We start from the raw sequence: 25,621 nt of genomic DNA, 5'->3' as shown, positions 1-25,621 counted from the left end.
GCGGCCCGACCTCCGGAATGCGCGGGTCAGCGGGTCAGCGGGTCAGCGGGTCAGCGGGTCAGCGGGTCAGCCAGCGCACCTCGTACGGGGCGAGGGACAGTGCCTGCCCGTCCACCCGCGCCTCTACCGGTCGGCACTCGGCATTGACCACGAGCACGGCCGCGTCATCGGCGAGGACCTGGATCCTGGCCCCGGCCCCCGCGGTGGCGACGACCGGCCGGAAGGCGCTCCCCGGCGGGAACTCGTGGGCGAACCGTCCCAACAGCTGTGCCATGGGCAGCTCATGGCCCCCGTCGTACAGCTGGGTGCTCCGCCACAGACAGCCCGGGCAGTCGTCCCCTGTCTGCTGCGGGTTCCAGTAGAGGGCGGCCGACGCGCCGCTCTCCGCCAGCCGCATCATCGCGACAGCGTGGACGGCGATGCGGTGCCGCTCGCTCCAGCCGTCCCGGCCGCCCGGCCGGTCGTCCTCGGCGGGCGGCTCGACGTACCACTCGGCCCACCACACCGGAAGTCCGGTGACGCGCCCCAGCCAGCGGGTGACGTCGGCGAACTTCTCGGTGGCGGCGAACTCGTCGGGGATCGTCCGGTGGCCCTCGCGGGTGTAGCTGGCCCCGTCGACCACGACGAAGTCCGCGCCCGCCTTGTGCTTGTTCCAGTACCGGACGACATCGGCCGAGCGCTGGTCGAAGTCTCCCCATACGCCGCTGAGTTCGGGCGTTCCCTCCCCGTCGCCGGGCGGATCGTGATCGGCGACGACATAGGGGCCGCCGACCAGACTGTCCGGGTTCTGCCGCTTCAGCTCTGCGTACACGAGGTTGTACAGCTCGGTGTACCCCTCGTAGTTCCAGCGGCGCCGGTCCTCGTCGTAGAACCCCTTCAGCTCGTTCCACACGAGGAAGTGCCGGATGTCCGGGTAGCGGCGGGCGATCCTGCCCGCCAGCCGGGCGAAGTCCGCGTAGTGCCGGCGGTCGGGAGCGGCCTCCAGCCGGGACCAGTCGGTGCGGCCCTTCCGCCCGCCCTTCATCCAGTCGGGGGCTCCGCACAGGGTGAGGACGGGGGTGGCGCCGGTGGCCCGCATCAGGGCGACGCGCTCGTCAAGGGCCTCGAAGTCGTAGCGCCCGGGCGCTGGTTCGGGGTTCTCCGCCCCCCAGCCCATGATGTGCTGGTTCTGCGGCAGGGGCCGCGCGGAGAGCAGATCGGCAGCCCTGCGCGTGGCCTCCGGCTCGCCGTGGTCCGCGCTGTGCTGGGTGTGGGTGAAGCCCCAGCCCAGGTGTGTGCTCCCCTGATGGCGAACCGCCTTCGACGACGCGCCACCGCCCCGCCGGCCGAAGCCCATCGCCAGCGGCAGGGCGGTCAGGGCCACCGCTCCGCACGCGCCGAGCAGGGCACCGAGCCGCCATCGCCCCGCGCCGGACACCATCGGCTGTGCCACGTCATGTCGTCCCACGGCATCCAAGAATATGCGCCATCATCCGGATTTCACCCACGCACGCACCAATGCGCCCGAGAACCGCCGTACAGGCCCGGGGACTTGACGCCCGGCCGGGCTACCGGGGCGTCGACACGGAGAACTCGTTGCCGTCGGGATCGGTCATCGCCACCCAGCTGCCCTTGCCCTGGCCGGTGTCGATTCGAGCCGCCCCGAGGGAGAGCAGACGCTCGACCTCTGCCTGCCGATCATCGCGGTCAGGTGCAACGAGGTCGAAATGCAGCCGGTCCTTGCCCGCCTTCGGCATCAGCGGTGGACCACCCCACGTCATCTTCGGACCGCCGTGCGGCGAGCGGATCGCGGTCTCCTGATCCTGATCCCAGACCAACGGCCACCCCAGCGCTTCGCTCCAGAAGTAGCCGACCTCCTGCGAACCGTCGCAAGCCAGCGCTCCGATGAAGCCGCAGTCGGCGAGAAATTTGTTGCCCGGCTCGATGACGCAGAACTCGTTGCCCTCGGGGTCGGCGAGCACCACATGCCCCTCCTCCGGGCGCTGGCCGACATCGATGTGCCGCGCGCCGAGCCCCAGCGCCCTGGCCACTGTCTGCTGCTGGTCCTCCAGGGACGTACTGGTCAGATCGAAGTGCATCCGGTTCTGCCCGACCTTCTGTTCCTGGGCCGGAAGAAAACGGATTCGGAACCCGGTGTCATCGCTGGGCAGGAGGGCGGCTCCGCCCTGTGGATCGTCGACCATCTCCCACCCCAGGACCCCGGACCAGAACCGCGCGAGACTCGGCGGCTCGCTCGCATTGAAGCAGACCGCGAACAGTTGACAAGTCATTCCTGTGCATCTCCGATCCGCTGACTGACCGCTGTCGACAGGGCGCTTCGTCAACCCCTCGAACGGGCGGAAGCCTAGAGGTGAGCCGGCGTCACCCGCAGCCGAATATTCGACGGCAGGCAGAACAGGCCGGCCACCATCGGCTTCAAGGCCGGATGAGGCAACCTCGCCCGCTACCCGCTCAGCGCCACCGCCAGAGCCCTGACCGAACCCGGCCACCGGATCAGCTGACCGCCCCGCCGAGTTCCCCGCCCGGGCCCGGCGCCGTCACTACGCTGACGAGCCGGGCCCGTACGGCGACATCGGAGATGCTCATGGCAGACAGCACCGACCGGATCAAGCAGCTCGTGGCGGACGGCGTACGCGGCAAGGTCTACCCCGGCGCGGTCTGGGCCGTCGGCGACGCCGCGGGCATGAGGGCCGGAGGGACCGCCGGTGTCCTCGACCCCGCCAAGCCGGACATCCCGATGCGGCCGGACACTGTCTTCGACGTCGCCAGCCTCACCAAGATCCTTGCCGTCTGGTCAACCATCGGCGCCCTCTGGGAAGACGGCTCCCTCCCTCTCGACGAACCCCTCGAGGGCTTCTGGCCCGAGGTCATCGGATACCCGCTCGGCCAGGTCACTGCCCGGCAGCTGCTGACCCACACCGCCGGTGTCCCGCTGCAGGCCCAGCTCAAGAACCTCTACGGCACCGACCCGGCCGCCGTCCGGGCCGGGGTCCTCCACGAGGCCCTGCACCGGCCGCCCGGCGAAGCCGTCGAATACACCGACCGGGCCGCCCTCGTCCTCGGCTACCTCGCCGAACACCTCTCCAGTCAGACCCTGGACCAGCTCGCCCACACCCGCGTCTGGCAGCCCCTGGGCATGACCCGTACCCGCTTCGGCCCTCTGCCGACCGACCTCGCGGCCCGGTGTGCCTCCACCGAGCTCGTCGAGGACACCGGGCGCCATCTCAGGGGCAGCGTCCACGACTTCTCCGCCCGTCTCCTCGGGGGCGTCTGCGGTATCGCCGGCGTCTTCTCCGTCCTCGACGACCTCGCCCGCTTCCTGCGGTACATGCTCGACCCCACCATGGCCCCTGCGCAGCCCGGCTTCGGACCGAGCTGGGTCGAGGAGTCCCTGACCGTCCAGACCGGTGCCCTGGAGCCCGTACGCGGCCTGTTCTGGCACCTCGCCCCCGGCACAGATCCAGCAGACCGCACGTATGTGCACTACGGCTTCACAGGTACCGGCATGTGGCTCTCGCCGAAGAAGGGCACGTGGGCCGTCCTCCTGACGAACAAGCTCTACTACACGCGTGACCGTCAGCCGCTCACCGAGACCCGCAACCGCTTCCGCGAGCTCGCCTTCAGCTGACCGCTGCCTCAGGACGGCGATCCTCTCAATTCAACTGGCCCCGCAGGCATGGATGCCGACCGTTGGACAAGAATGAGTTGATCTGGTTCAGCCACCTCAGTAACAAAGGGACGGCAAGCATGGCGAACAGCGCGCTCCTCGTAATGGACGTCCAACGGGACATCGTGGACATCGCCGACGATGGCTCCGGATATCTGCCACGCCTGAGCAGGGCCATCGACGGCGCCCGCGCGGCGGGCATCCCGGTGATCTACGTGGTCATCGAGTTGCGGCCGGGCAATCCAGAGGTCAGCCCTCGCAACAGGGTGCTCACCGCCGCTGTGCGGGCCGGCCTGTTCACGGAAGGCGACCCCGGCACCGAGATCCATCACGACATCGCGCCCCGGCAGGGGGACGTCGTGGTCGCCAAGAGGCGGGGTAGCGCGTTCTCCGGCAGCGATCTCGACTTGGTGCTCAGGGGGCGCGGCATTGACAGCCTTGTTCTCACCGGCATCGCCACCAGTGGTGTGGTGCTGTACACCCTGTGCCAAGCCATGGACCTGGATTTCAACCTCACCGTCCTGCCTGATGCCTGCCTCGACACCGACCCCGAGGTGCACCGGTTCCTCACCGAAAAACTGTTCCCGCAGTGGGCGGATGTCATCGCCGTCGAGGACTGGCTCAAAGCCACCGCACCGCAATAGCGGGAGGACGCCGGGACCCTCGTGGCGACACTCCTGGCGGTCGGGGAGGCGCGGCCTCGGATCCAGGAGCCGAGCTGAGCGCCGCGCGGCCGGGGTCGCGAACGGCTCAGACGACCACGACCCGGCGCCCCCGTGTGTGACCGGCCTGGCTGTCGATGTGCGCCGCCGCGGCCTCGACGAGCGTGTACGACTTCTCGACCGGGATGTGGAGCTTTCCCCGCGAGATGAGGCCGACGGCCTCGGCGAGCGCATCCGGCACGCTCCCGGCCACGCCGGAGAACCGGACACCGAGCTCCGGCGCACCGAGATCGGCGATGGAGATCACCTTCTGCGGGTCCCCGGTCAGCTCGACGAGCTCGCGGATCACGCCCGAGCCGGCCAGATCGAGGGCCGCGTCGACGTGGCCGAGTTGCCGCACCCGCTCGACCCAGCCCTCGCCGTACGTCGTGGCGAGGGCACCCAGGCCGCGCAGATAGTCCTGGTTCGCGACCCCGGCGGTGCCGATCACCGTGATGCCGCGGTCGCGGGCGATCTGCAGCACCGCCGATCCGACTCCCCCGGACGCACCACTGACCAGCAGCGTCTGCCCAGGCTGCACACCGACCTCGCGGATGACGCGCAGCGCGGTCTCCACCACGGAGGGATACCCGGCTGCCTCTTCGAACGTCAGCCCCTCGGGCATGCGGGCCCAGGCCGACAGCACGGCGAACTCGGCATAGGTGCTGGAGCCTTCGCCGAACACACGGTCGCCGGCCTCGACCCCTTCGACGCCCTCGCCGACCTCGTCCACCACCCCGGCGGCGTCCAGCCCGACTCCGGCGGGCAACTCGATCGGATGGGCCTTCAGGATCTGGCCTTCACGGACCCTCCAGTCGACGGGGTTCACGCCCGCCGCCCGCACGGCGATGCGCACCTGGCCGGGGCCCGCGTGGGGCTCCTCGGCATCTATGAGTTGCAGCACGTCCGGACCGCCGAACTCGGCGAAGCTCACCTTCTTCATGCGGCGGACCGTAGCGCTAACAGTTAGTGTTTTCGAACCACTCCAGCTTCGTATCTGATAGCTTCAGGACATGACCGTGCCGTCCGGACGCCGTGAGCGTAAGAAGGCCGCGACCCGTCAGAAGATCGCCGACAGCGCCCTGCGGCTCTTCCTGGAACGCGGGTACGACGCGGTGGGTATCCGTGACGTGGCCGCTGACGCCGACGTCGCCGTCACCACGCTCTTCTCCCACTTCGCCTCCAAAGAGGCCCTGGTGTTCGAGCAGGACGACCACTTCGAGCAACGCCTCACGCAGGCGGTCACCGGCCGGGCCCCGCACGAGCCCCTCATCCCTGCGCTGCGCCACGAGATCCAGGCCCTGGTGCGACATTGCACAGCGGACAGCGCCGCCCCGATCTGGCGCATGATCGACGAATCACCCGCCCTGCGGAAATACGAGGAGTCGATGAGGCTGCGCCACGCGGAGACGCTGGCCGCGGCCATCGCCGCCGATCCCGAACTGTCCCGGACCACAACGGCGAGCCGGACGATCGCGAGGTTCGTGATCGACGCCTATTCGCTGGCCCGGGAGGCGGCCGATCCGGAAGCCGCGGTGGACGAGATCTTCCGGATGGTCGAGGCGGCCTGGGAGGTCACCTGCCCTTCTCGACGTGCGTGAGGAACTGTTCCTCCAAATTGGGAGGCCGCCGCCGAATTCGGCGTCCGGAGCGATCGTGCTCGTGATCGCGTTCTCCTCACTTCGCCCCCGGGGACGGCGAAGCCCGGCCTTCGCGGGATACAACGAACGGCCCCACGGGTCAGGTGCGCCTCTCGTCAGTGTCCACCCTGTGACAAGGCGCCCGGGAGCAGGCGACAATCCAGCACATGGATGACGCGTTCACACTCCTTCGGCAGGCCGTTGACCTACTGCCCGAGGACGCCGTGGCAGAGAACGGCCAGACGGCCGGAGATGCTCGCAAGGAGATCGAGCTCCAGGAATGGGAGATGGCGCTCGACGTGCTCATCGAGATCGCGGATATCCATCCGGTATCCATTACCTTCTGGAAGATGCTCTCCGAGGCCGCTCGGCAGATGATGCTTGATCGCAGCCGCCGTTGGTGCGAGTGGCGGGGCTGGGAAGCCGAACACGGCACGATCCGTGCGACCTTGTCTCTGCTCGGGCCGACGAGGGCGGACGCCAGAGTGCCTTCTCAGGGGACGGTCGGCTCAGGCCTCTGTGGGGCATCGGTAACCGCACCGCAGACGGACGACAAGATCTGAACGTCGCACGGCTTTGGGTGGAGTTCGAGCCGCAGCTCGGCCCCGGAGAGATAGCCGACGTTCGCCTGGCTCCCCTGCAGATCGGGCAGTGGCACCATCTGAAGCCCGGTGATGTGATCACCATGCACGAGGCCCAACCCGCCGTCGGCATCGCCGAAATCATCGAGGTCCTGCCGCCTCACGTCTGAGGCCACTGGGCAGCCAGGCGCGAAGGGCCCGCGGTAGACGGCTGGCAGTCGCCGTCAGGGCTCTCGGGCGAGCCTGGGCGGCTCAGGCTTGGGTCAGAGAGTGAGCAGCCGAACGAGCAACACCGCCAACGTGCCCGCTGTGAACACCGATCCCAACACGGTGAACAACAGGTCGACCGTTGTTACGTCCCAGCCCTGGATCGCAAACCGGCGTGGATCCTCCGGATCGTATTGGACCATGACCAAGGACCCCACGCCGAAGTGGCCTGCGACGGAACCGCGGCCGAACCTGGATGAGTACTCGCACTCGCGGCCGTCCCGGGTCGTCCAGGCTGCGACCGGGTGGTGAAACGTGGCTCCTTCGTCGCTTCGACTGACTTCGTGGCGGACGATCCGACCCTGTGCGGTGACACCTGTGCGACGGAGCGCGGCGGCACGGCGGAGTCCGTACACGCCGAAGCTGAGGGAGATCACGCCAATCGTCAGCGGGATGAGCGAGAAGAGCCATTCGCGTTCCATGTGCTGTACGACGTGTACGTAGAGTTGTCGGTTGCGCGTGGGGCGGCTGTGGCAGCCGCTCGTGGGTGGGGTCGACCACGCGCTCGGGGCGACGACGAAGACGTCGGGATAGCCCGTCGACCGCTACCCCGGCACCCGCGGGCTCACGATCATGCGGATGTCGTCGGCCGCCCACAGCACGAACCGTTCGATCGGCGTCACTTCGTGTCCTGGCGCGGGACGGAACCGGAAGCGCTTGAGCAGTACGGCCAGGACGAGCTCGGCCTTGACCATGGCCAGACCGGCGCCTTCGCAGCTGCGCGGCCCGATTCCGAACGGGATGTAGGCCAACCTCGGCCGCTTGGCGGCCTCTTGTGGGGTGAACCGTTCGGGTACGAACTTCTCCGGCTCGGGCCAGTGGTCAGGGTTCATGTGGACGGCCCAGAACGGATAGAAGACCGTCGCCCCGGCCGGGATCTCGTAGTCGCCCAGGACGAGGGCCTCGGCCGTCTCCCGCGCACCGTACGGGCCGGGCGGGTAGAGCCGCATCGATTCCTTCAGGACCATGTCCAGGTATGTGAGCCGTCGCAGGTCGGCGTACTCGGGCGCCGCACGGTCGCCGAGGACGCGGTCCAGCTCGTCGGCGACGCGTTCGGCCACCTCGGGATGCCGCCCCAGCAGATGCAGGGTCCATGAGACGGCCACCCCGGTGGTGTGGTGGGCGGCCAGCATCGTCACCATGACGGTGTCGCGGATCCGCGCGGGCCGCTCACCGGCGTCGACAAGTGCCCCGATCAGATCGCTCGTGTCTGTCCGGCTGCCGGAGCGATGCGCGGCAACCACTCGGTCGACCGTCGCGCGCAGGTAGGCGAGAGCCTCTGCCGCCCGCTCAGCACGTTGCTTCTGTGTGCCCGGGACCGGCACCTGGTAGAGCTGCCCCAGGGATTCGGTGAGCACTTCCTCGAAGGCGGCGACGACGCTGTCCGGGTCCGCGGCATCACCCCCCAGTGCGTACTCGCAGATCATCCGCAGTGTCAGCGCGGTGAGATCCTTCTGCAGCGCGACGGGCTCGCGGCCGGCCCAACGGTCCGCGAGTGCTGTCGTCAGCGCGGTGAACTGCGCGAAGTGCCGCTCGTGGGAGGGGCGCCCGGCCAGCACCGACAGCAGCAGGCGCCGCCACGGGGCGTGCTCGTCAGCCGCCATCACCTGCACATTGCCCGCCTCGAACAGCGGGTCCAGGAACTCGAACAGCCGCTCCGGCCGGCTGTTGAGGTGAGCCGTGGCCTCCAGCAGTACGGGGTCGGCGACCGAAACGGCCGTCTCCGCGCCCGGAAGCTGGAACTGCACGACGGGACCGTACTCGGCGTGCAGCCGCAGCTGGTAGTTGTGCAGTCCGCCCGCCGCCGCGACAGCGCCCACCCCACCGTCCGCCCGGGGCTCGGGACCGGGGATACGCATGGCCACACCTCCTGGCTGACAGCCCGCTTCTTCCCCTTGAGGGGTGCCCTCAACGGCGCGGGTGAAGCGTCAAACCTCCGAGCAACGGCTCCGTGGCACCGGCCGGTCGGCGGGAAACGCCTGCTACGTGCGACCGGACCGGTCGCGGGGAGGCGACTTGCGCACGGCTTGCGTATTGCTTGCGTATTCCTTGCGCACGACCCCGGGATCAAATCATCGCCCGTGAAGGGGTGTCAGGGGCGCTCGCTTTCGGTTAGGGTCCGGTTTTAGATGATCCAGTTCGGGTTCCGGACAGGAATATCGAATTCCAACTATGGCGCGGGCACGCCTTTTCCGTCGTGCCCGCGATACCGAGAATGGAGATGTCATGAAGATGATCAAGGCGCTCGTGAGCAAGTTCAAGAAGGACGAGGACCTCGCCAACCACGCGTGGGTTCTGCACGTCATCTGATGCACCGCCGTCGGCGGGGGACGCGGCCATGCCGCTGCCTCCGCCGACGGCGCAGAGTACCCCCTGGCCGGCGCGGTCCGCGGCGGCCACGACCGTGTCGGATTCCGCCGCAGGCCGGGCCGCGGCGCGGAGCGGCGGTCCTGCCCGTTCCATGCCCGGAGTTCTCCGCCTGCCACGGGAAACGCATTTCATTGCCATTCCAATGGAGACGGGATTCCCGTGGAAGAAATAGCGTCGGCAGCAGTGCGCGGCCATTCCGTCGTATACGCCCCGCGGATTCAGGACCTGCTGGCCAGGGAAGAGAAAGTATTCCGGATCGACGCGACCACGGTCGGCGTCTCCGACTGCGACCTGATAGCCGAAATCGTCGCGGCACGCCCCGTGTTGTCGACGGAGCGCTCGGTCTACAAGCCCGCCGCAGGAGCCGACATCCACCACGACAGCGCGACACGGACGATCCGCGCGCTGGGGCAGGACGTCATGGCGGGCATCCGGACCCCACCGCCCCCGGCACGCGGTCTGTCCGGTGCCTGGCCCTACGCGGCCACCTCCTACCTGCGCCAGTGGCTCTTCTCATCCGACCCCCTGCCGGTCTCCCTGTTGTCGAAACGCGGCGTCACGCGCTCCGACACGCTCTCCCGGATCGTCGACCGCGCCGTCACCGTCTGGCCGGGATCCGATGCCGAGGGCAGGCGCACCGCGCTGGCCGAGCTGATCAGCAGTGCTTCCGACACCCGGGACAGAAGACAGGCCATCGCCATGTACCGGCGAGCGACGGCCACCCTCTGCGACGGCGTGGCCGCACTGGCCGGCAACGCCCTGTGGCTCATGGGCCCGGCGCGGGAACAGGAAGGAGCCCGCAACGACCTCACCACGGTCCTGTGGGAGACGCTGCGGCTGCTCCCGCCCGCGTGGATGCTGTTCCGCAAGGGCGGGGACGCGTACACCGAACTGCACCCCGAGATCCGTCCCGAGGACAACGTCGCGCTCTTCCCGCTCCTGATGCATCGTCATCCGGATTACTGGTCCGACCCGATGGAGTTCCGGCCCGAGCGATGGGCCGGTGTGGCGGACCCGGAGAAGACGCCCGCGTTCATGCCGTTCGGGTTCGACGGCGCCCGCTGCTGGGCCAAGCACCTGATCGTGCCCCTGGCCGAGCGCCTGCTGACCGTCGCCTTCGACAACCGACTCGTCATTCGCAGCCCGCAGCAGGAGACTCACGTTCCCCTGCGCTCCCTGCTCTCCGTGCGGTTCGAGGCGGAAGCCGGGGCATGATCCGGCGTCGCGCCCTCGCACCGCCTGCCGTTCCCGACGAGGGCAGTGGGACCACCACGCAGAACTCCTCCCGCCACGGAGCCCGCACACGCCCCCGTTCCGTCGCGGACGCTGCCGGCCGCGAGCACCGAACCCCCTGACACCACGGGAAACACCATGGAATCGCCCACACTGGCCGACTGGGTCGGCGACGTCGAGAGCTTCGCCGGCCGCCAGTGGCAGCGCGAGCCTGCGGTCTTCACGCCGGAGACACTCGCCTCGCCATTCGACCTTGCCGAGTTGGACGCCGCCTTCGACGGAGGGTTGCTGCGCACCCCCTATCTGGAGATGGTCCGCTCCAACAAGGTTGTCGTCCCGCCCGATGCCTACACCACGTCACGCGTGGTCAACGGCATAACGCACCATGGCTTCGCCGACCGTGCGAAAGTCGTCGCGCTCCTGCGCGCCGGGGCGACACTGCTTCTGCGACACGTCGATCAATGGCACCGCCCGACGGGCGATCTGCCGGCGCGACTGTCCGAGGAGATCGGCCGACATGTGGAGGCGTTCTTCTTCGTCACGCCCGTCGGCGGTCAGGGCCTCGCGGTGCACCGTGACGACGCCGACGTGTTCGTCCTCCAGGTGGCAGGACGCAAGACCTGGCACGTCCACGACGCACCGGCGGTGGCGGACTGGTCGCTGGGAGAGCTCCCGGACGGCGAGCACTCCCCACGGCTCCTGCACACCGTCCTCGAGCCCGGCAACGTGCTCTACATCCCGCGCGGCTTCGCGCACCGCGCGGTGGGCGCCGCCGGACTGTCCGCCCACTTGTCGCTGACGATCCGCGACATCTCCCTGCAGGACCTGAGGACGGCCCTGGAGCAGTTGTTGACCGAAGGGCTGGACCTCCCGGCGCGCCCGCTGGGCGAGGCCGCGATCGCCGACGCCTGCGCCACGCTGCTCAGCCACGTCCGGGCGAAGCTCGACACGATCGAACCGGAGGACCTGCGGCTCGCCGCACGGGCCGCGCAGACGCGACGACCGGTCGCACCGACGCGGGCGGAGACCTTCACCGAGACGGCCCGGAACTGGGATACCGGTGGCCCCGGCGCGGGGCGCGCCGGGCTGGCGTCCGTCAGTCGTACGTGGCGCAGGCTGCGCGACGCGGCACGCACAGCGAACTGACGCGCAGCCAGAACGTTCCCCGGCATGCCCAGGAGTCCTCAGGCCTCGAGGGCGCCCGTCGCCTCACCACACCGGCCGGATCGGTCCGCGTGGTGCGATCCGGGTCAGGTCGCTGACCAGTTCGGTGAATCGGGCCTCCCCCAGCGCCTCGCGCCACGGTGCGACGGCCGACCGCGCTGCCTCGTCGGCGGCGCGGGTGGCGGCCCAGCCGCGCTCGGTCAGTTCCAGGAGCTTGGCGCGTGCGTCGCCGGGGTGCGGGCGTCGGTCCAGGTATCCGGTGCGGACCAGGTCCGCGACGAGTTGGGCGGCGGCCTGCTTGGTCACGCCGAGGTGTACGGCGAGGTCGGCGGTGGTGGCGTCACCGGCGGCGACGCGGGCGAACGCGAAGCCGTGCACCGGCCGGAGGTTCTCGAAACCTTGCTGGGAGACGCGGGCATCGATCTCCTGCACCAGCTGACCGGAGAGTGCGAGCACGAGCGCGGAGAAGGCGAGGGCGTCATCCATGCCTTGACTATATCTGGTCAAGCTGCTTGTCTACATGGACAAGCTACTTGACCATCTGGAGGTTGCCATGCCTTTTGTCCGCAGTACGGAGACCGTCGTCCACGAGATCCACGGAGCTCGCTTCACCTCGTACATCCGCCCAGCCACGGGCAGCGGCGACCTGGCCGGCTGGCGCGCCGAGATCCCCGCCGGGACAGTAGCCCCCGCGCACGTCATCAGTCACGAGGAGGCGTTCTACGTACTCTCCGGCCGGCCGCAGTTCAGCATCGACGGCGAGACGGCCGAACTGGGCACCGGTGACGCGGCGGTGGCCCCCGCCGGCTCCGAACTGTCGTTGAGCAACCTCACCGACCGGTCCGCGGAAATCTGGGTCACCACCCGCGTCGGCCTCAACGCCACACTCCCCGACGGCAGCACCCTCACGCCGCCGTGGGCCAACTAGGAACTGCCGCCGAGCCGGGCCGCCCACGAAGCCTCTGGTCACGACGTCCGTTCTCAAGAAGACCAACGACGCAGGCGCGCCGAATCACGTATCTCCCAACGGAGCCTTTCAAAGAAGGGATGATTCACGGCGCTCTCCAGGAACGCCTCCGCGCCATCGCACCGTTCGGCCCGTCCTGGCCGTGAGGCGGGAGGTCGAAGCCGACCTCCGCGCCGCCGCCTTCCGCCGTGGTGGCGAAGACGGTTCCGGCGTCGGCCGCGATGATGTCGTACACAATGGCCAGGCCGAGACCGGAGCCAGGCGTCGCCTGGGTCCGGGGGCCGCGGTAGAAGCGGTCGAAGACGGCGTGCTGCTCGCCGGGGGCGATGCCCGGACCCTGATCCCGTACGGTCAGCCTGCCCCCGCCGATGTGCACGGCGACCGGGGTGCCCTCGGGGCTGAACTTCACCGCGTTGCTCAGCAGGTTGTCGACGCACCGCTGGAGCGCGCGCGGCCGGGCGCGCACCGGCACCGGTGGGTTCGCGTGGTCCTCGATGACGAGGACGGTGCGCCCGGTCCGCAGGCGGAAGCGCTGTGCGCTGTCCTCCGCGGCGACGGCCAGGTCGACGGCCTCGGGCTGCTCTTCCGTGTAGCGGTCGGTGGCCAGCTCGACGAGCTCGCGCACCAGGTCGTCGAGGGCGGCGGTCTCGGTGACCAGGGTGGTGAGGATCTGCTTCTCGTCCTCGGGGTCGAGCCTGCCGCGCGCCCGCTGCAGCAGTTCGGCGCTCCCGCGCACCGAGGTGAGCGGCGTACGCAGTTCGTGGCTGGCGTCCTGGACCAGTTGCTGCTGCTGGGCGCGGGAGCGGCGCAGCGCGGCGAGCATGTGCTCGAAGCTGTACGTCAGTTGGCCGATCTCGTCGGATCCGGCGGGCGGCAGCGGCGTGGCGAGGTCCTGTGTGGTGGTGATGCGCCGGGTGGTGGTGGCCAGTCGGCGGACCGGTCGCAGGATCCGTCCCAGGACGAGCCAGCCGAGGAGCGCCGCGAAGCCGATGGCGGCCGCGGTGGTCCAGGAGATCCGCCACAGGAACTGGTTGTCGACGCGCGCGGCGCCCTCGTAGCTCTGGCCGGCCATGACCGCCCCGCCGCCGGGCAGGGGTCTGGTCAGGGTGCCGTACTCGGTGCCGGAGACGACGACGTCCGCGCTGCTCTCTCCCTTCCCCGTCCGGGCCACGCGCAGCGCGTCCGGTGTGACCGGCAGGGCGTCGCGACCGGGCGCCAGCAGCCTGACCTCCCCCTGGGCGGACACGACCTGCTCGATCGTGTCCGGCCGGGTGGGCGGGGTCAGGCCGGCGGCGAGGAGGGTGATGACGGTGTTCGTGCGGTCGTCGAGGCCCCGCTCGAGCTCGTCGGCGACCAGGCCGCTCACGCCCCGGTACGACATGAAGGCGGCGAGGGAAATGGCGAGCGCGGCGGCCGCGGCGACGACGGCAGTGATCTTCGTACGGAGCATCATGCGGGCCGGATCGTGTAGCCGACGTTGCGGACGGTGTGGATCAGCCGGGGCTCGCCTCCCTGCTCGGTCTTCTGGCGCAGGTAGCCGATGTAGACGTCGAGGGAGCGGGAGGTGGTGTCGAAGTCGAATCCCCAGATCCGCTCGTACATCTGCGACCGGCTGAGGACCACGCCCGGATGGCACAGCAGCAGTTCCAGAACATCGAACTCGGTCTTGGTCAGGTCCAGTTGCCGCTCCCCGCGGAACGCCTGCCGGGATGCGGGGTCCAGGGTGAGGTCCGCGACCGTCAGAGCCCCGCTGTCCTCGGGCGGCTCGGTGCGCCGCAGCAGCGCGCGTATGCGGGCGAAGAGCTCCTCGGTCGCGAACGGCTTGGCGAGGTAGTCGTCGGCGCCCGCGTCGAGCCCCGCGACCCGGTCGCCGACCTCGTGCCGGGCCGTCAGGACCAGGACGGGCAGCCGGTCGCCGCGCCTGCGCAGCATCCGGCACAGGCCGAGGCCGTCGAGGCCCGGCATGACCACGTCCACCACCGCCAGGTCGGGCCGCTCCTGCTCCAGGAGGCCGAGGGCCTCCAGGCCGTCGCAGGCCACGAGCACCCGGTAGCCCTCGAAGCGCAGCAGCTGGTCCAGGGTGCTGCGCACTCCCGGGTCGTCCTCGACGACCAGCACCGTCCGGCGGTGCCCCGTTTCCTCAGTCATGTGATCATTTTCGCCGGTGGTGGAGGCGGTCACGGCACCGGCCCGTCAGCCGCGGACCGGAGTGACGGTGATCGGCGGGAGGGTGCGCAGGCAGGAGGTGTCGCCCGGCTCGCCGGTGCGCAGGAAGTGCGAGGAGACCCCGGTGACGCAGCCGCTCAGCTCCAGCTCGGGCACGTGCCCCATGTTGCGGACCGAGAAGTACCGGCTGTTGCGGAACTGCTCGGCGGCCTTCTTCCCGCTCGCCTCGGGCGTGTTGGCGTCGAGATCGCCGGAGAGGACGAGGACCGGGACGTCCGGCAGCTTGAGCTTCGTGGGCTGCGGGTCGGGGGTGTTCTCACGCGGCCAGCCGATGCACACGTCGCCGGCGTCGGTAGTGCCCTCGGTGAAGCCCTTGGCGCTGAACGCCCCGTGCTCACCGGGGCGTACGGCGGCCAGCGCGGCGTTGTACTGGTTCCACCGCTCGGACAGCGGCACGTTCTTCGACCAGGCCTTGCGGTAGTCGTTGCAGGTGACCGCGATGTACGGTGCCTGGTCCACCGTGCTGCCCGTCTTCCCCTCCTCCTGGACCAGCGTCCGCAGCGGCGCGGCGTCGCCCTTCACGAAGCGGTCGAGAGCGTGGGGCAGTTGGCCGAGCAGCGAGGGCTTGTCCGGCTCGAGGCCGACCTGGCTGCTTGCCGCCTCGAACAGCAGGTTGGCGAGCTTGTCCTCGGTGAACCGCTTCTGGTAGACGCCGTGGTCGGTGGTGATCGGCACCGTCATGGGCTCGGCCCGCAGTCGCGCGGCCGTGGTGGCGAGGTCCTGCACGGCCTGCTCGCCGTCACAGGCGACGGGGACGCTGCGCTCGCACACCCGGCGCAGGTTGGACGAGACCGCCTGGGCGCTGGGCCGCCCCAGCGGGTCGAGCGCGAGGGGGTAGGCGCCGGACAGGACGATGGAGCGCACGCGCTCGGGGTGGCGGGAGGCGTAGACCGGCATCAGGTACGTGCCGTAGGACAGTCCGTACAGGCTGAGCTTCGGTGCGCCGATGTGGGCGCGGATCGCGTCGATGTCGTCGGCGGTGGCCGCCGAGGTGTATCCGGCGGCCTTGGGGCCGAGGTTCTTGGCGCACCGTTCGACCGCGGCCCGCTGCTGGACCCGCGTGCCGAAGCGGTACTCGGCGTCGGTGACCCCGCACGGGATCGGCTGCGACTTCCCGGTGCCGCGCGGGTCGACGAGCAGCAGGTCGTGGTCCTTCAGCAGGCCCTCCAGGCCCCAGGCGAACGCCTCGGCCTTGTCGATCGAGGTCTCGCCCGGGCCGCCGGGGTTGACGGCGACGGTGCCCTTGGCCGGACCGGGCGCGCTGTGGCGTACGACCGCGTAACTCACCTTGACCTTGCCGAGCTCCGGCTTCCCCGCGACGAGCGGACGGTCCAGCCGGCCGCAGTCGACCTGGTGCCCGCCCACGGTCGGGCACCAGGTGGGTGCCGCCGTGGCTGCGGGGCCACTCATGGGCGCGGTGGCGGTGGCGGTCGCCGTCGGTAGCACCAAGGCCGTCACTGCCATCACGCTCACAGCCAGACCCGCACGTCGCGCCGTTCTCTTGTACGTCATTGCCCTCTCCTCTGCCTCGGACTCCGTTGCGGGCACAACGTTGCCGGGCGTACTTCGCAGGCATGGCAGAGCGACGGCAAAAATGTGTAAGAACCGGAACGGTGCATCAGAAGTCGTTCGGGATGCGGTCGGCGGCGGACTCGGACACCCTGAACAGCGGGGCGAGCTGCCGCCAGGACAAGGCCACCAGCGCTCCCGGTGCCCCGGCGGCAGGCTCCACGGCCGGCTTTTGCGTACCGGGCCCGCGCCCTCCCGCCGGAGCACGGTAACGAGATTGCCGGACTGCCGCCGGCTCAGCCCGGTGAACGGGGCTGTCCAGGACGGCTCCGACGCCGTGATGACACCAGCCACGGCAAGATCATCTCGCCCGTGACCAGCAGCTACCGGACGACCTTCAGGCTTCGGTGCGCTTCTCCAGGCGGCTGCCACGCGGCAGGGTAATGGCCATGATGTCGCCGGGGGCGTCCAGCGCGATGCGGTGCCATCGCCCGCGCGGCACGACGACCGCGGTTCCAGCCGCCAGCTTGGTCTCCTCCTCCTTGTCTCCCGGCTGCTCCGGACGGAGGCAGAGGCGTATCCCGCCGGTGAGGCAGGTGACGACTTCGTCCGCTTCGGGGTGGACTTCCCAATGGTCTGCGTGAACGTCGGCGTCGGTCTCGACGTGGAAAGCCATCACCTGCCAGCCGTCCCTCTCGGAGTCGAACACAGGCTGCACGGCGTGCGCCTGGCCGTCTTGCTGAAGGTGGATGAAGGAGGCGAAGAGATCGATCGGGGTAACAGTCATGTGAATGCGTCCTTTCCTGCGGTGAACTCCATCTGTGGTGCTCTGGCTATGAGTTGAACGCCGGGGTCTGCGAGGCATTCTTGGCCTGGGTGTTTCCCTTACCGCACATCGCTTGCCGATACAGCGTCGACAGCGCGTCATCGATGGGGTGGTGCTGCGGCTTCCCCGAGGAGTCCGCCTTGTTCCACCTCGCGAGGTTCCCCGCGACGGACATCTGCCGCTTGCCGTCGGCGCGGGTCAGGGACATCGTCGAGGCCCCCCAGACAGTGCCGTCGTGGCCCCAGAAGGTGCCGCACCCCGGGATGCCGACCTTGTGCAGACCGAGGCCGTACTCGATCGTCGATCCGTCCAGGGCGACGACCGGGAGCGTGTGCTGCATCTGCGCCAGCGACGACCTGTTGACGATCCTGCCGTCGAGCAGCCTGCGGTAGAAACGGTTGAGATCGTCCATGGTCGATACGAGAGCGGCCCCCGTTCCCGTCCAGGACATGTTGTAGACGCTGTAGTCGCGCGGCGGGTCGAGCACGCCCCACAGAGCCTCGTACATCCGCGAGTGCGGTCCCTCGATACGCGTCCCGGCCGGGAACCCGGTGTGCCGGAGCCCGGCACGCTCGATCACGTTCCGGGTGATGTACTCCTCGGCCGTCGTACCGGTCACCTGCTCCAGGAGTTGGCCGAGAAGCAGGTAATTGGTGTTGGAGTACACCCCCGGAGTGGCTCCGGGCTCGCCTGCCGGCGGCGCGTCGACCCCCATCTCGATCAGCTCGGCCGGGCGGAACTGCCTGAACCGGTTGTCGTCCAAGCTCTTGGGCGACATGTCCTGCAGAGAAGGGAACGCGTAGCGGACGTAATCGGGGATCCCGCTGGTGTGGTTGAGCAGCATCCGAACCGTGATCTTCCTCCCGCGCTCTCCCGGCACCAGCCGCGGCAGATAGTCGCCGATCGGTGCGTCGAGCCGGACCCGGCCCTGCTCGACCTGCTGCATGATCGCGGCGGCGGTGAAGGTCTTGGTGATGCTGCCGACGCGCTGGCGCATGCCGGGCGTGACGGGACGGCCGGTCCTGACATCGGCGACCCCGGAGGCACCGCGCCATGTCCGGCCGGTATCGCGCACCTCGGCGTACACCCCCGGTATCCCTGCGCGGTGGACACCGTCCACGGCGGACTTCAGCTCTACGGGATCGAGACCACTCGCCGGGCTCGTCTCGGCGACCGGCGCGGCCCTTGTCCCATCGGGCGCGGGAGCCGCCGCCACCGTGCCCGCACAGACGCTCAGCGCGGCCACACTTCCGCATAACACCAGTCGGATCTTCAAGACATGCGTCCTTTCTTGAGCAATGGCCACGGGGGCTCTCCCCGTGCTTTCGACATGCACCGCTCACTCGGCCAGAGCACGGCGCAGAGCTGCGCCGAGTTCGGCGTTCTGCCGCTGCGAGACCTCGGCGGAAAGGATCGCCTGCGACCCGTGGAAGGTGCCGGGCCACTGGTGCAGCTCGACCGACACGCCCGCTTGCAACAGGCGCAGCGCGTAGGCGAGGTCCTCGTCGCGGTTCGGACAGAGCTCCGCGGTGGCGATGTAGGCCGGTGGCAGGCCGGACAGATCGGCGGCCCGCGCGGGGGCGGCGTACGGTGTGGCGGGCCGGGAGCCCAGGTAGTGCCGCCACGCCGCGGTGGCCTTGGCGCGGTCGAACCAGGGCGTGTCGGTGAAGTTCCGCGCCGACCACGTCTCCTGCCGGTCGTCGAGGGCCGGCTGGTTGAGCAGTTGGAAGCGGATCGCCGACCCCTGCTCGTCACGCGCCCGCAACGCCACCGCAGCCGCGAGCCCGCCGCCGGAACTGTGGCCTCCGACCGCGATCCGCGCCGGGTCGATGCCGAGTTCGGCCGCGTGCCCGGCCGTCCAGGTCAGTACGGCGTAGGCGTCGTCCAGGGCGGCGGGGAACGGGTGCTCAGGGGCCAGCCGGTAGCCCACCGAGATCACCACCGCGCCGGAGCCCTCTGCGATCAGGGTGGCCCACGGGTGCTCGGTTTCCCGGTCGCCCATGACGAATCCGCCGCCGTGCAGCCAGACGATGGCACCCTGCGCCCGGCGCGGGCGGTGGATCCGCACCGCCACGTCCGGGTCGGCGGGCACCGTGCGGTCCTCGACCTCCATGTCCGCGGTGTCCGATGCCGGCACCGCGGCGGCCAGCTCGGCGAAGTTCTTGCGCGCGGCGACCGGGTCGGTCAGGTCGGTCCGGGGGAACAACGGTATGAATGCTTCGAGTTCGGGATCCATGACGACCATCCTCACGGCCTTCCCCCCGAGGGGTCATCCGCCGGGCGTCGCGCATCCCACCCCGGTCACGCACCGATCGGCGCGCCCCTGCTCTTCTATCCTTCTGCCATGGAGGCACTGGCAGTACGGCTGTCGGGACTGGATCCGTACGTCGACGGCGCGATCCGCATCGTCGCGTTCTACGACACGCTGATGCGCCGGCGGGTGGATCTCGCGGCACTCGTCCGGGCCTCGGCGGGCCTGGCCGAGTGCGTCGCCGGGATACGACTCCACGGCACGGGGCGGGCGACCCGCGTCTCGCCCCACGGCAAGGAAGCGTCCACCCCGCCGTCACCCGCGTCAGCCACGGCGCCGATCATCCTCGACGAGGAGGAGATCGGCACGGTGTGGCTCGAACGCCCCGGCCCGCCCAACCCGCTCGACGACGTCCTCCTCGACCGGCTCGCCATCGCCGCCGCGACGGCCGTCGAGCGGTACGGCCCGGCCCGCACCACCATGGCCGATCCCGCCCTGGTCGAACTGGCGATCAGCTCCGACTGCGACGAGGCAGCCAGAGCACGGGCGTTACGGCTCCTGGGTTTCACCGCCGGCGTGCCGGTCCACGTCGTCGCCGTACGGTCGCAGCTCCCGCTCGACCAGCTCGGCGGCCTGGTCTGCCCGGCCCGCCCGGTGAAGGCGGCACGGCTCGCGGATGTCGGCGTCATCCTGGCCACCACCGTCGACCGGGCCTGGTTTCCGGCAGGCGTACGCGCGGGCATCGGCACAGCCGAAAGCCCTGACCGATCCTGGCGGCAAGCCCGCACCGCCCTCCGCTTCGCCACCCCACGCGAACCTGTCATCCGCTACACCGACTTGGGTGCGCTCGCGCTCCTGGCCGAGATCCCCCAGGACTCCGCACGGGACAACGCCGACGTGGCCGCGATCGCCCGGATCGCGGGCAGGCCGGAAGATCTGGAGACACTGGACGCCTACTGCGCCACCGGCTCCCTGCGCCGGGCCGCCGACCTCCTCCACCTGCACCACAGCAGCGTCGCCCGCCGGCTCGAACAGATCGGCAAGCCCCTGGGCATCGACCTCACCGAACCCACCGGGCTGGTACGGGCCAGGCTCGCCCTCACCGCATGGCGGCTGCTCAACGACTGAGGAAGATCCGCCTCGCCGCCGGGACGCGGACTCGGCAGGCCCCGATGGGACTCACAAGATTCTCTACAGCCCCGCGAGCTCTCCCGAAGTGTGGTCACCACGCACGTACGCCTTGCCGAACCGGGCGCGAGATCACCGACACGGCCGTCGCACGGCCCGGAACACGCATCGGACGCCGACAGGGCACAGATCGATCGAGCTTGCGACCCAATGGGAGCGCGCATTCGAATCCCTTGTATCCACCAACCCATGAGAAGTTCAGCGAATACCCGGCTACGGCACATGCGCCGCCACAAACTCCCAGGTGAACAACCTCAACTGCGATTTCGGCAGGCGCAGTTGTTTTGCCGGGTTGCGTTCCGCTTCCCGGCACGCCGTAGCCAAGGGTTACCTCATCGGGCTTCCATACGAATCGCCAAGGCGCCCAAGGCGAGAGGAAACCCATGACGACACCCGCAGAACAACAACAGGCCGCAGAACAGGAGCAGTTGAGCCTCAGCACGGCAGCCGCCCGCAATCTGGCGACAACCACCAAGTCCGCACCGCAGATGCAGGGCATCAGCTCGCGCTGGGTGACCCGCATGCTGCCCTGGAACGAAGTCACCGCCGGTACATACCGGGTCAACCGGCGACTGACCTACACCGTGGGGCGAGGGCGGGTGAGTTTCATCAAGACCGGCGCGGATGTCCGCGTCGTGGCGTCCACACTCACCGAAGTGCCTCCACTGCGCGGCTTCCAGGAGGAGAGCCTCCTGACGGAACTGGCCTCGCGTTTCACCCAGCGGGACTTCGAACAGGGCGACGTACTCGTCGAGGCCGGGCAGCCGATAGAAGAGGTCTTCCTCGTCGCCCACGGCAAACTCAGCAGGATCGGCGCCGGCAAGTACGGCGAGCCCACCGTGCTCGGCACCGTCGCCGACGGCGACCACCTCGGCGAGGAGGCCCTCCGGCAGGACGAGCCGGTCTGGGGGCACACGGTCAAGGCCACCACCAACGGCACTGTCCTCGCCCTGCCCTGGGCGGCCTTCCGGCAGCTCCTCTACCGCTCCGAGGCGCTGCGCGGCCACATCGACAGCTACCTCACCACCCACCAGCAGTCGGTCAACAAGAAGGGCGAGGCCGACGTCGAGCTCGCCTCCGGCCACGTGGGCGAGCCCGAACTCCCCGGCACCTTCGTCAACTACGACCTCACGCCCCGTGAGTTCGAGCTGAGCGTCGCGCAGACCGTGCTCCGCGTACACAGCAGGGTCGCCGACCTCTACAACGACCCGATGGACCAGGTCGAACAACAGCTGCGCCTCACCATCGAGGCGCTCCGCGAGCGCCAGGAGCACGAGCTCGTCAACAACCGCGAGTTCGGTCTGCTCCACAACGCCGACTACGGCCAGCGCATCTCCACCCGCTCCGGCCCGCCCACCCCCGACGACCTCGACGAACTGCTGTGCATGCGCCGCAGCACCCGGATGATGTTCGCCCACCCGCGCGCCATCGCCGCCTTCGGCCGCGAGTGCAACAAACGCGGGATCTACCCCGACAGCGTCGAGGTCAACGGGCACCTGCTGCCCGCCTGGCGGGGCGTGCCGATCTTCCCCTGCGGCAAGATCCCCATCAACGGCGGAGGCCACAACATCTCCTCCATCCTCGCCCTGCGCACCGGCGAGGACGACCAGGGCGTCATCGGCCTCCGCAAGACCGGGCTCCCCGACGAGTACGAACCCGGCCTCAACGTACGGTTCATGGGCATCAACGACCAGGCCGTCATGTCCTACCTCGTCAGCACCTACTACTCGGCGGCCGTCCTGGTCCCCGACGCCATCGGCCTGCTCGAGAACGTCGAGGTCTCCCGTCACCGCGACTGAAGCGTCCGCCGCCTCGCCGTTCCGGCGAGCGAGAACGTAAGGAGACCCGGTTGTCGCTGCTGTCCCGCGCCTTCTCCACCGCGGCCACCCACGAGCTGGCCGGCCTGGTGACCGCGCTGCTGGCCCACCAGGGGAACGCCACCCCCACCCTGCCGACCGCACCCCGCCGGGTGCCGGCCCGCTTCCCCACCGGTCCCACCGGGCTGGGGACGTCCGCCGCCCGAATAGCACCGGCGGCCGAGCCGCCCCGGACGGAACCCGTACGACCGGCATCGAGCGCGCCGGTACCCCCGCTGTACTGCCCACCCGCCATCCGCGACGACCCCGCCCTCGCGAAGGAGGTGAACGACCGCCTGGTCTCCTGGGCCGCCGGTGTGGGCATCTATCCGGACCGGTCGGAGGAGCTGCGAGCCACCGACTTCGGACGCCTGCTGATGCTCACCCACCCCGACACCGACGATCCCGACCGCCTGCTGGCCGCCGCCAAGTGCGGGCTCGCGGAATGGGCGGCCGACGACCACTACTGCGACGACGAATCCGCCGGAGCCGATCCACGAGCGCTCGGCCCCCGGCTGTGCGTCGCCAACGCCGCCGTGGACCCGGCCCACCTTCCGCTCCGCTACGCCCCGGAGCTGGAACGCGCCATGCGCGCCGACCCCGTCCTGACCGCCCTGCGCTCGGCCCTCGACCACATCGCCCACTACGCCGCCCCCGCCCAGCTCGGACGGCTCGCCCACGAGATGTCCGGCCTCTTCGCCGGCTTCAACGCCGAGGCCGGCTGGCGCACCGCCGAACGCGTGCCCCCGGTCTGGGAGTACCTCGTCAACCGCCAGTGCAACAGCTTTCTGCCGATGGTCGCCCTCGTCGACGCCGTCGGCGGCTACGAGGTCCCCGCCGCCGAGTACTACGCACCCCGGGTGCGCCGCGCCTTCAGCATGGCCTGCACCGCCGCCACCCTCGTCAACGACCTCTACTCGATGGCACGCGAGAGCGCCGGCCCCGGCCTGGAGTTCAACCTCCCGACCGTGATCGCCACCGAGGAGAAATGCTCACTCGAAGAGGCCGTACGCCGCAGCGTCCTCGTCCACGACGAACTCGTCCACACCTTCGAGGCCGAGGCCGCCGTCCTCGCCGCCGACGGCTCGCCCTCGCTGCGCCGCTTCCTGGCCGGCACCTGGGCCTGGCTCGGCGGCAACCGCGAATGGCACAGCACCACCCCACGCTACAACGCGGCATGATCGCCGCGCAGAACAGAGGAGTTCCCCATGGCCTCGTTGACCGGACACACCGCCAAGGTCCTCCGCACCTCCTACCAGAAGTCGGTCGCGGCGTACTGGGACAGTGAGCAGGCCCCTGTCAACCTCCGCCTCGGCGAGGTCGACGGCCTCTACCACCACCACTACGGCATCGGGGACTACGACCCGTCCGTGCTCGAAGGCCCCGAGGACACCCGGGACCGGCGCGTCATCGAGGAACTCCACCGGCTGGAGACCGCCCAGGCCGAGATCCTTCTCGACCACCTCGGCGGCATCACGGCCCAGGACCGGCTCCTCGACGCCGGGTCCGGCCGCGGCGGCACCAGCTTCATGGCACACCAGCGCTTCGGCTGCACGGTGGACGGCGTGACGATCTCCGAGTACCAGGTCGGCTTCGCCAACTCCCAGGCCGAGGAACGGGGAGTGGCCGACCGGGTCCGCTTCCACTTCCGCAACATGCTCGACACCGGCCTCCGAACCGGCTCCCGCCGGGCCGTCTGGACCAACGAGACCACGATGTACGTCGATCTCACCGAGCTCTTCGGCGAGTTCTCCCGCCTGCTGGAGTACGGCGGCCGGTACGTCTGCATCACCGGCTGCTACAACGACGTCACCGGCGGCCGCTCCAAGGCCGTCAGCCGCATCGACGAGCACTACACCTGCAACGTCCACCCCCGCAGCGCCTACTTCAAGGCCCTCGCCGCCAACGGCCTCGTCCCCATCGACGTCGTCGATCTGACCGCCCAGACCATTCCGTACTGGGAGCTACGGGCACGCTCCTCGGTGGCGACCGGGATCGAGGACCCCTTCCTGACGGCGTACAAGGAGGGCAGCTTCCACTACCTCCTGATCGCGGCGGACCGCATCTGACCTCCTCCCCCACGAGGCCCCGGCACCGGACCCTCCCCCGGTGCCGGGGCCTTACGGGACGCTGGGGAGGCCCGCTTCGGGTCCTCTCTCACCGCTGGGCGCGGCGGAAGTCGCCCGGGGGACGACCGGTCTCGCGGGCGAAGAACTTGCCGAAGTTGGTGGCCTCGGTGAAGCCCAGCGCGCGGCCGATCGCGGCCACGGGCAGGTCGGTGTGGGCGAGCAGCCGCTGCGCCTGCAGGGCGACGCGGGCGTCGGCGAGCTGCTTGGCGCTGCGGCCGGTGGCGACCAGGCACGCGCGCGTCAGGGTCCGAGGGGAGCAGCCGAGCCGCGCGGCGTAGTCCTCGACGTTGCGGGTGGTGGCGAAGGAGTGTTCCAGCTCGCGTCGGAAGGCGAGATAGACCTCGGTACCGGGCCCGGCGGGGACGAGGCGTCCGGCCGGGTCCGCGAGGCGCGCCATGCGGATCAGCAGCGCGCCGAGGAGTTGGCGCAGCAACGCTCCGGTCAGCTCGATGTCGGTGCCGGCGAGCGCTGTTGCGCCGGGTGGCCGCTCATCTCGCAGTGTCCTGTATTCCGCGTCCATCTCCGTCACCGTGCGGTCGAAGGCGTCGAACGCGTCGGGCGGCAGCTGCCATGCGGCCGGGCCGAATCCGTGGAGCACCTCGTGCATCGCAGGCAGAGGCGGTGGGAAGTCGGCGGTGAACAGCAGCAGGACGGCGTCGAGGTCCGCGGGGCGGCCGTTCGCGCCGGAAGGCAGGCGCTGCACCTGACCGGGCCGCAGGTGCAGCAGGGTGCCGCGGGTGCACGGGTGCGTGACGAAATCGACCATCGAGGTGCCCTCGCCGCCGCGCACGAGCATGACCTGGTGGAAGTCGAGGCGGCTCGGCCGACGGGCGACCGACCCCTTCAGCCGCAGCTTCAGCGCATCGAAGGTCAGCACCTCGACGCCGGTGTGCAACCGGTCGGGGTTGTCGTAGGCGATGTCGATGACATCGCGCTGTCCACTTTCGACCATCTCGGGTCCTGACTCTACCTCGGCCTGAGGGCGGCCGCGGGGGCATCGTGGAGTCACGGCCGGACGGCGGGCGCCACACCGGGCACCGCGCCGG

At 69.9% G+C, this 25,621-nt stretch carries 26 protein-coding genes and 1 pseudogene; 13 read left to right on the top strand and 14 right to left on the bottom strand.

Annotated elements, in window-relative coordinates:
- Nucleotides 1-58: 58 nt before the first annotated feature.
- Both ABD269_RS10905 and ABD269_RS10900 read right to left on the bottom strand, forming a co-directional pair.
- Entirely contained in the window at nt 59-1,447 is a 1,389-nt protein-coding gene (locus ABD269_RS10905; RefSeq protein WP_344117593.1) for an alpha-amylase family protein, read from the bottom strand.
- A gap of 100 nt (nt 1,448-1,547) precedes the next feature.
- Nucleotides 1,548-2,270 (bottom strand): VOC family protein, encoded by a 723-nt coding sequence (locus ABD269_RS10900; RefSeq protein WP_344117876.1) that lies wholly within the window; start codon nt 2,268-2,270, stop codon nt 1,548-1,550.
- Between the two features lie 314 nt (nt 2,271-2,584).
- Here ABD269_RS10900 and ABD269_RS10895 point away from each other — a divergent pair, with 314 nt between their 5' ends.
- Both ABD269_RS10895 and ABD269_RS10890 read left to right on the top strand, forming a co-directional pair.
- Nucleotides 2,585-3,628: a serine hydrolase domain-containing protein gene (locus tag ABD269_RS10895; protein ID WP_344117592.1), complete on the top strand. Its 1,044-nt coding sequence runs from the start codon at nt 2,585-2,587 to the stop codon at nt 3,626-3,628.
- Nucleotides 3,629-3,747: 119 nt separating this feature from the next.
- A complete protein-coding gene (locus ABD269_RS10890) occupies nt 3,748-4,311 on the top strand; it encodes a cysteine hydrolase family protein (RefSeq protein ID WP_344117875.1) in 564 nt (187 codons plus the stop codon).
- A 106-nt stretch (nt 4,312-4,417) separates the two neighbouring features.
- Here the strand turns inward: ABD269_RS10890 and ABD269_RS10885 are convergent, their stop codons facing one another.
- Nucleotides 4,418-5,311, bottom strand: a complete 894-nt coding sequence (locus ABD269_RS10885) for an NADP-dependent oxidoreductase (protein WP_344117591.1) — start codon at nt 5,309-5,311, stop codon at nt 4,418-4,420.
- A gap of 70 nt (nt 5,312-5,381) precedes the next feature.
- On the opposite strand from ABD269_RS10885, the gene ABD269_RS10880 reads away from it, so the two are divergent.
- From ABD269_RS10880 to ABD269_RS10870, 3 genes are all read left to right on the top strand, one after another.
- Entirely contained in the window at nt 5,382-5,969 is a 588-nt protein-coding gene (locus ABD269_RS10880) for a TetR/AcrR family transcriptional regulator (RefSeq protein WP_344117590.1), read from the top strand.
- Between the two features lie 206 nt (nt 5,970-6,175).
- Entirely contained in the window at nt 6,176-6,571 is a 396-nt protein-coding gene (locus ABD269_RS10875) for a hypothetical protein (protein WP_344117589.1), read from the top strand.
- Nucleotides 6,572-6,588: 17 nt separating this feature from the next.
- The gene (locus ABD269_RS10870) at nt 6,589-6,759 is read left to right on the top strand and encodes an FHA domain-containing protein (RefSeq protein ID WP_344117588.1); all 171 of its coding nucleotides are present in this window, start codon (nt 6,589-6,591) and stop codon (nt 6,757-6,759) included.
- Nucleotides 6,760-6,852: 93 nt separating this feature from the next.
- Here ABD269_RS10870 and ABD269_RS10865 read toward each other — a convergent pair whose 3' ends face one another.
- Entirely contained in the window at nt 6,853-7,278 is a 426-nt protein-coding gene (locus ABD269_RS10865) for a DUF3592 domain-containing protein (protein WP_344117587.1), read from the bottom strand.
- A 123-nt stretch (nt 7,279-7,401) separates the two neighbouring features.
- The gene (locus ABD269_RS10860; protein ID WP_344117586.1) at nt 7,402-8,715 is read right to left on the bottom strand and encodes a cytochrome P450; all 1,314 of its coding nucleotides are present in this window, start codon (nt 8,713-8,715) and stop codon (nt 7,402-7,404) included.
- 313 nt (nt 8,716-9,028) lie between these two features.
- Here ABD269_RS10860 and ABD269_RS10855 point away from each other — a divergent pair, with 313 nt between their 5' ends.
- The 3 genes from ABD269_RS10855 (at nt 9,029) to ABD269_RS10845 (ending at nt 11,605) form a co-directional block, all read left to right on the top strand.
- A complete protein-coding gene (locus ABD269_RS10855; RefSeq protein ID WP_344117585.1) occupies nt 9,029-9,166 on the top strand; it encodes a hypothetical protein in 138 nt (45 codons plus the stop codon).
- 219 nt (nt 9,167-9,385) lie between these two features.
- Nucleotides 9,386-10,441, top strand: coding sequence for a cytochrome P450 (locus ABD269_RS10850; protein WP_344117584.1), 1,056 nt, complete (start codon nt 9,386-9,388; stop codon nt 10,439-10,441).
- 156 nt (nt 10,442-10,597) lie between these two features.
- The gene (locus ABD269_RS10845) at nt 10,598-11,605 is read left to right on the top strand and encodes a JmjC domain-containing protein (protein WP_344117582.1); all 1,008 of its coding nucleotides are present in this window, start codon (nt 10,598-10,600) and stop codon (nt 11,603-11,605) included.
- 63 nt (nt 11,606-11,668) lie between these two features.
- Here ABD269_RS10845 and ABD269_RS10840 read toward each other — a convergent pair whose 3' ends face one another.
- Nucleotides 11,669-12,109, bottom strand: a complete 441-nt coding sequence (locus tag ABD269_RS10840; RefSeq protein ID WP_344117580.1) for a MarR family winged helix-turn-helix transcriptional regulator — start codon at nt 12,107-12,109, stop codon at nt 11,669-11,671.
- A gap of 67 nt (nt 12,110-12,176) precedes the next feature.
- Between ABD269_RS10840 and ABD269_RS10835 the strand changes: the two genes are divergently transcribed.
- Nucleotides 12,177-12,551: a cupin domain-containing protein gene (locus ABD269_RS10835; RefSeq protein ID WP_344117874.1), complete on the top strand. Its 375-nt coding sequence runs from the start codon at nt 12,177-12,179 to the stop codon at nt 12,549-12,551.
- A gap of 124 nt (nt 12,552-12,675) precedes the next feature.
- Here ABD269_RS10835 and ABD269_RS10830 read toward each other — a convergent pair whose 3' ends face one another.
- The 7 genes and pseudogenes from ABD269_RS10830 to ABD269_RS10800 form a co-directional block, all read right to left on the bottom strand.
- On the bottom strand, nt 12,676-14,043 hold the full coding sequence (locus tag ABD269_RS10830) for a HAMP domain-containing sensor histidine kinase (protein WP_344117579.1): 1,368 nt from the start codon (nt 14,041-14,043) through the stop codon (nt 12,676-12,678).
- On the bottom strand, nt 14,040-14,738 hold the full coding sequence (locus tag ABD269_RS10825) for a response regulator transcription factor (protein ID WP_344117578.1): 699 nt from the start codon (nt 14,736-14,738) through the stop codon (nt 14,040-14,042). The genes ABD269_RS10830 and ABD269_RS10825 overlap by 4 nt, the downstream gene beginning before the upstream one ends.
- 45 nt (nt 14,739-14,783) lie before the next feature.
- On the bottom strand, nt 14,784-16,328 hold the full coding sequence (locus tag ABD269_RS10820; RefSeq protein WP_344117577.1) for an alpha/beta fold hydrolase: 1,545 nt from the start codon (nt 16,326-16,328) through the stop codon (nt 14,784-14,786).
- Nucleotides 16,329-16,449: 121 nt separating this feature from the next.
- Nucleotides 16,450-16,679 (bottom strand): annotated as a pseudogene (locus ABD269_RS10815) (IS5/IS1182 family transposase); the annotation flags it as partial.
- Between the two features lie 43 nt (nt 16,680-16,722).
- Nucleotides 16,723-17,112, bottom strand: coding sequence for a cupin domain-containing protein (locus tag ABD269_RS10810; RefSeq protein ID WP_344117576.1), 390 nt, complete (start codon nt 17,110-17,112; stop codon nt 16,723-16,725).
- A gap of 46 nt (nt 17,113-17,158) precedes the next feature.
- Nucleotides 17,159-18,283, bottom strand: a complete 1,125-nt coding sequence (locus ABD269_RS10805) for a serine hydrolase domain-containing protein (protein WP_344117871.1) — start codon at nt 18,281-18,283, stop codon at nt 17,159-17,161.
- Between the two features lie 207 nt (nt 18,284-18,490).
- Complete coding sequence (locus tag ABD269_RS10800; RefSeq protein ID WP_344117575.1) at nt 18,491-19,387, bottom strand: alpha/beta hydrolase; 897 nt, start codon at nt 19,385-19,387, stop codon at nt 18,491-18,493.
- A gap of 108 nt (nt 19,388-19,495) precedes the next feature.
- Between ABD269_RS10800 and ABD269_RS10795 the strand changes: the two genes are divergently transcribed.
- The 4 genes from ABD269_RS10795 to ABD269_RS10780 all read left to right on the top strand — a co-directional run bounded on the left by ABD269_RS10795 (nt 19,496) and on the right by ABD269_RS10780 (nt 24,515).
- Nucleotides 19,496-20,530 (top strand): PucR family transcriptional regulator, encoded by a 1,035-nt coding sequence (locus tag ABD269_RS10795; RefSeq protein ID WP_344117574.1) that lies wholly within the window; start codon nt 19,496-19,498, stop codon nt 20,528-20,530.
- Nucleotides 20,531-20,973: 443 nt separating this feature from the next.
- Nucleotides 20,974-22,389: a family 2B encapsulin nanocompartment shell protein gene (locus ABD269_RS10790; RefSeq protein WP_344117572.1), complete on the top strand. Its 1,416-nt coding sequence runs from the start codon at nt 20,974-20,976 to the stop codon at nt 22,387-22,389.
- Nucleotides 22,390-22,439: 50 nt separating this feature from the next.
- Complete coding sequence (locus ABD269_RS10785) at nt 22,440-23,627, top strand: family 2 encapsulin nanocompartment cargo protein terpene cyclase (protein WP_344117571.1); 1,188 nt, start codon at nt 22,440-22,442, stop codon at nt 23,625-23,627.
- 27 nt (nt 23,628-23,654) lie between these two features.
- Complete coding sequence (locus ABD269_RS10780; RefSeq protein WP_344117570.1) at nt 23,655-24,515, top strand: geranyl diphosphate 2-C-methyltransferase; 861 nt, start codon at nt 23,655-23,657, stop codon at nt 24,513-24,515.
- An 88-nt stretch (nt 24,516-24,603) separates the two neighbouring features.
- Here the strand turns inward: ABD269_RS10780 and ABD269_RS10775 are convergent, their stop codons facing one another.
- Nucleotides 24,604-25,527 (bottom strand): helix-turn-helix domain-containing protein, encoded by a 924-nt coding sequence (locus tag ABD269_RS10775; RefSeq protein WP_344117569.1) that lies wholly within the window; start codon nt 25,525-25,527, stop codon nt 24,604-24,606.
- Nucleotides 25,528-25,621 lie beyond the last annotated feature (94 nt).

Origin of the sequence: Streptomyces blastmyceticus, from assembly GCF_039521185.1 — a bacterium.
Taxonomy (GTDB): domain Bacteria; phylum Actinomycetota; class Actinomycetes; order Streptomycetales; family Streptomycetaceae; genus Streptomyces; species Streptomyces blastmyceticus.
Note: the sequence above shows the minus strand (reverse complement) of the source record. Positions and strands in the feature narration are given on the sequence as shown.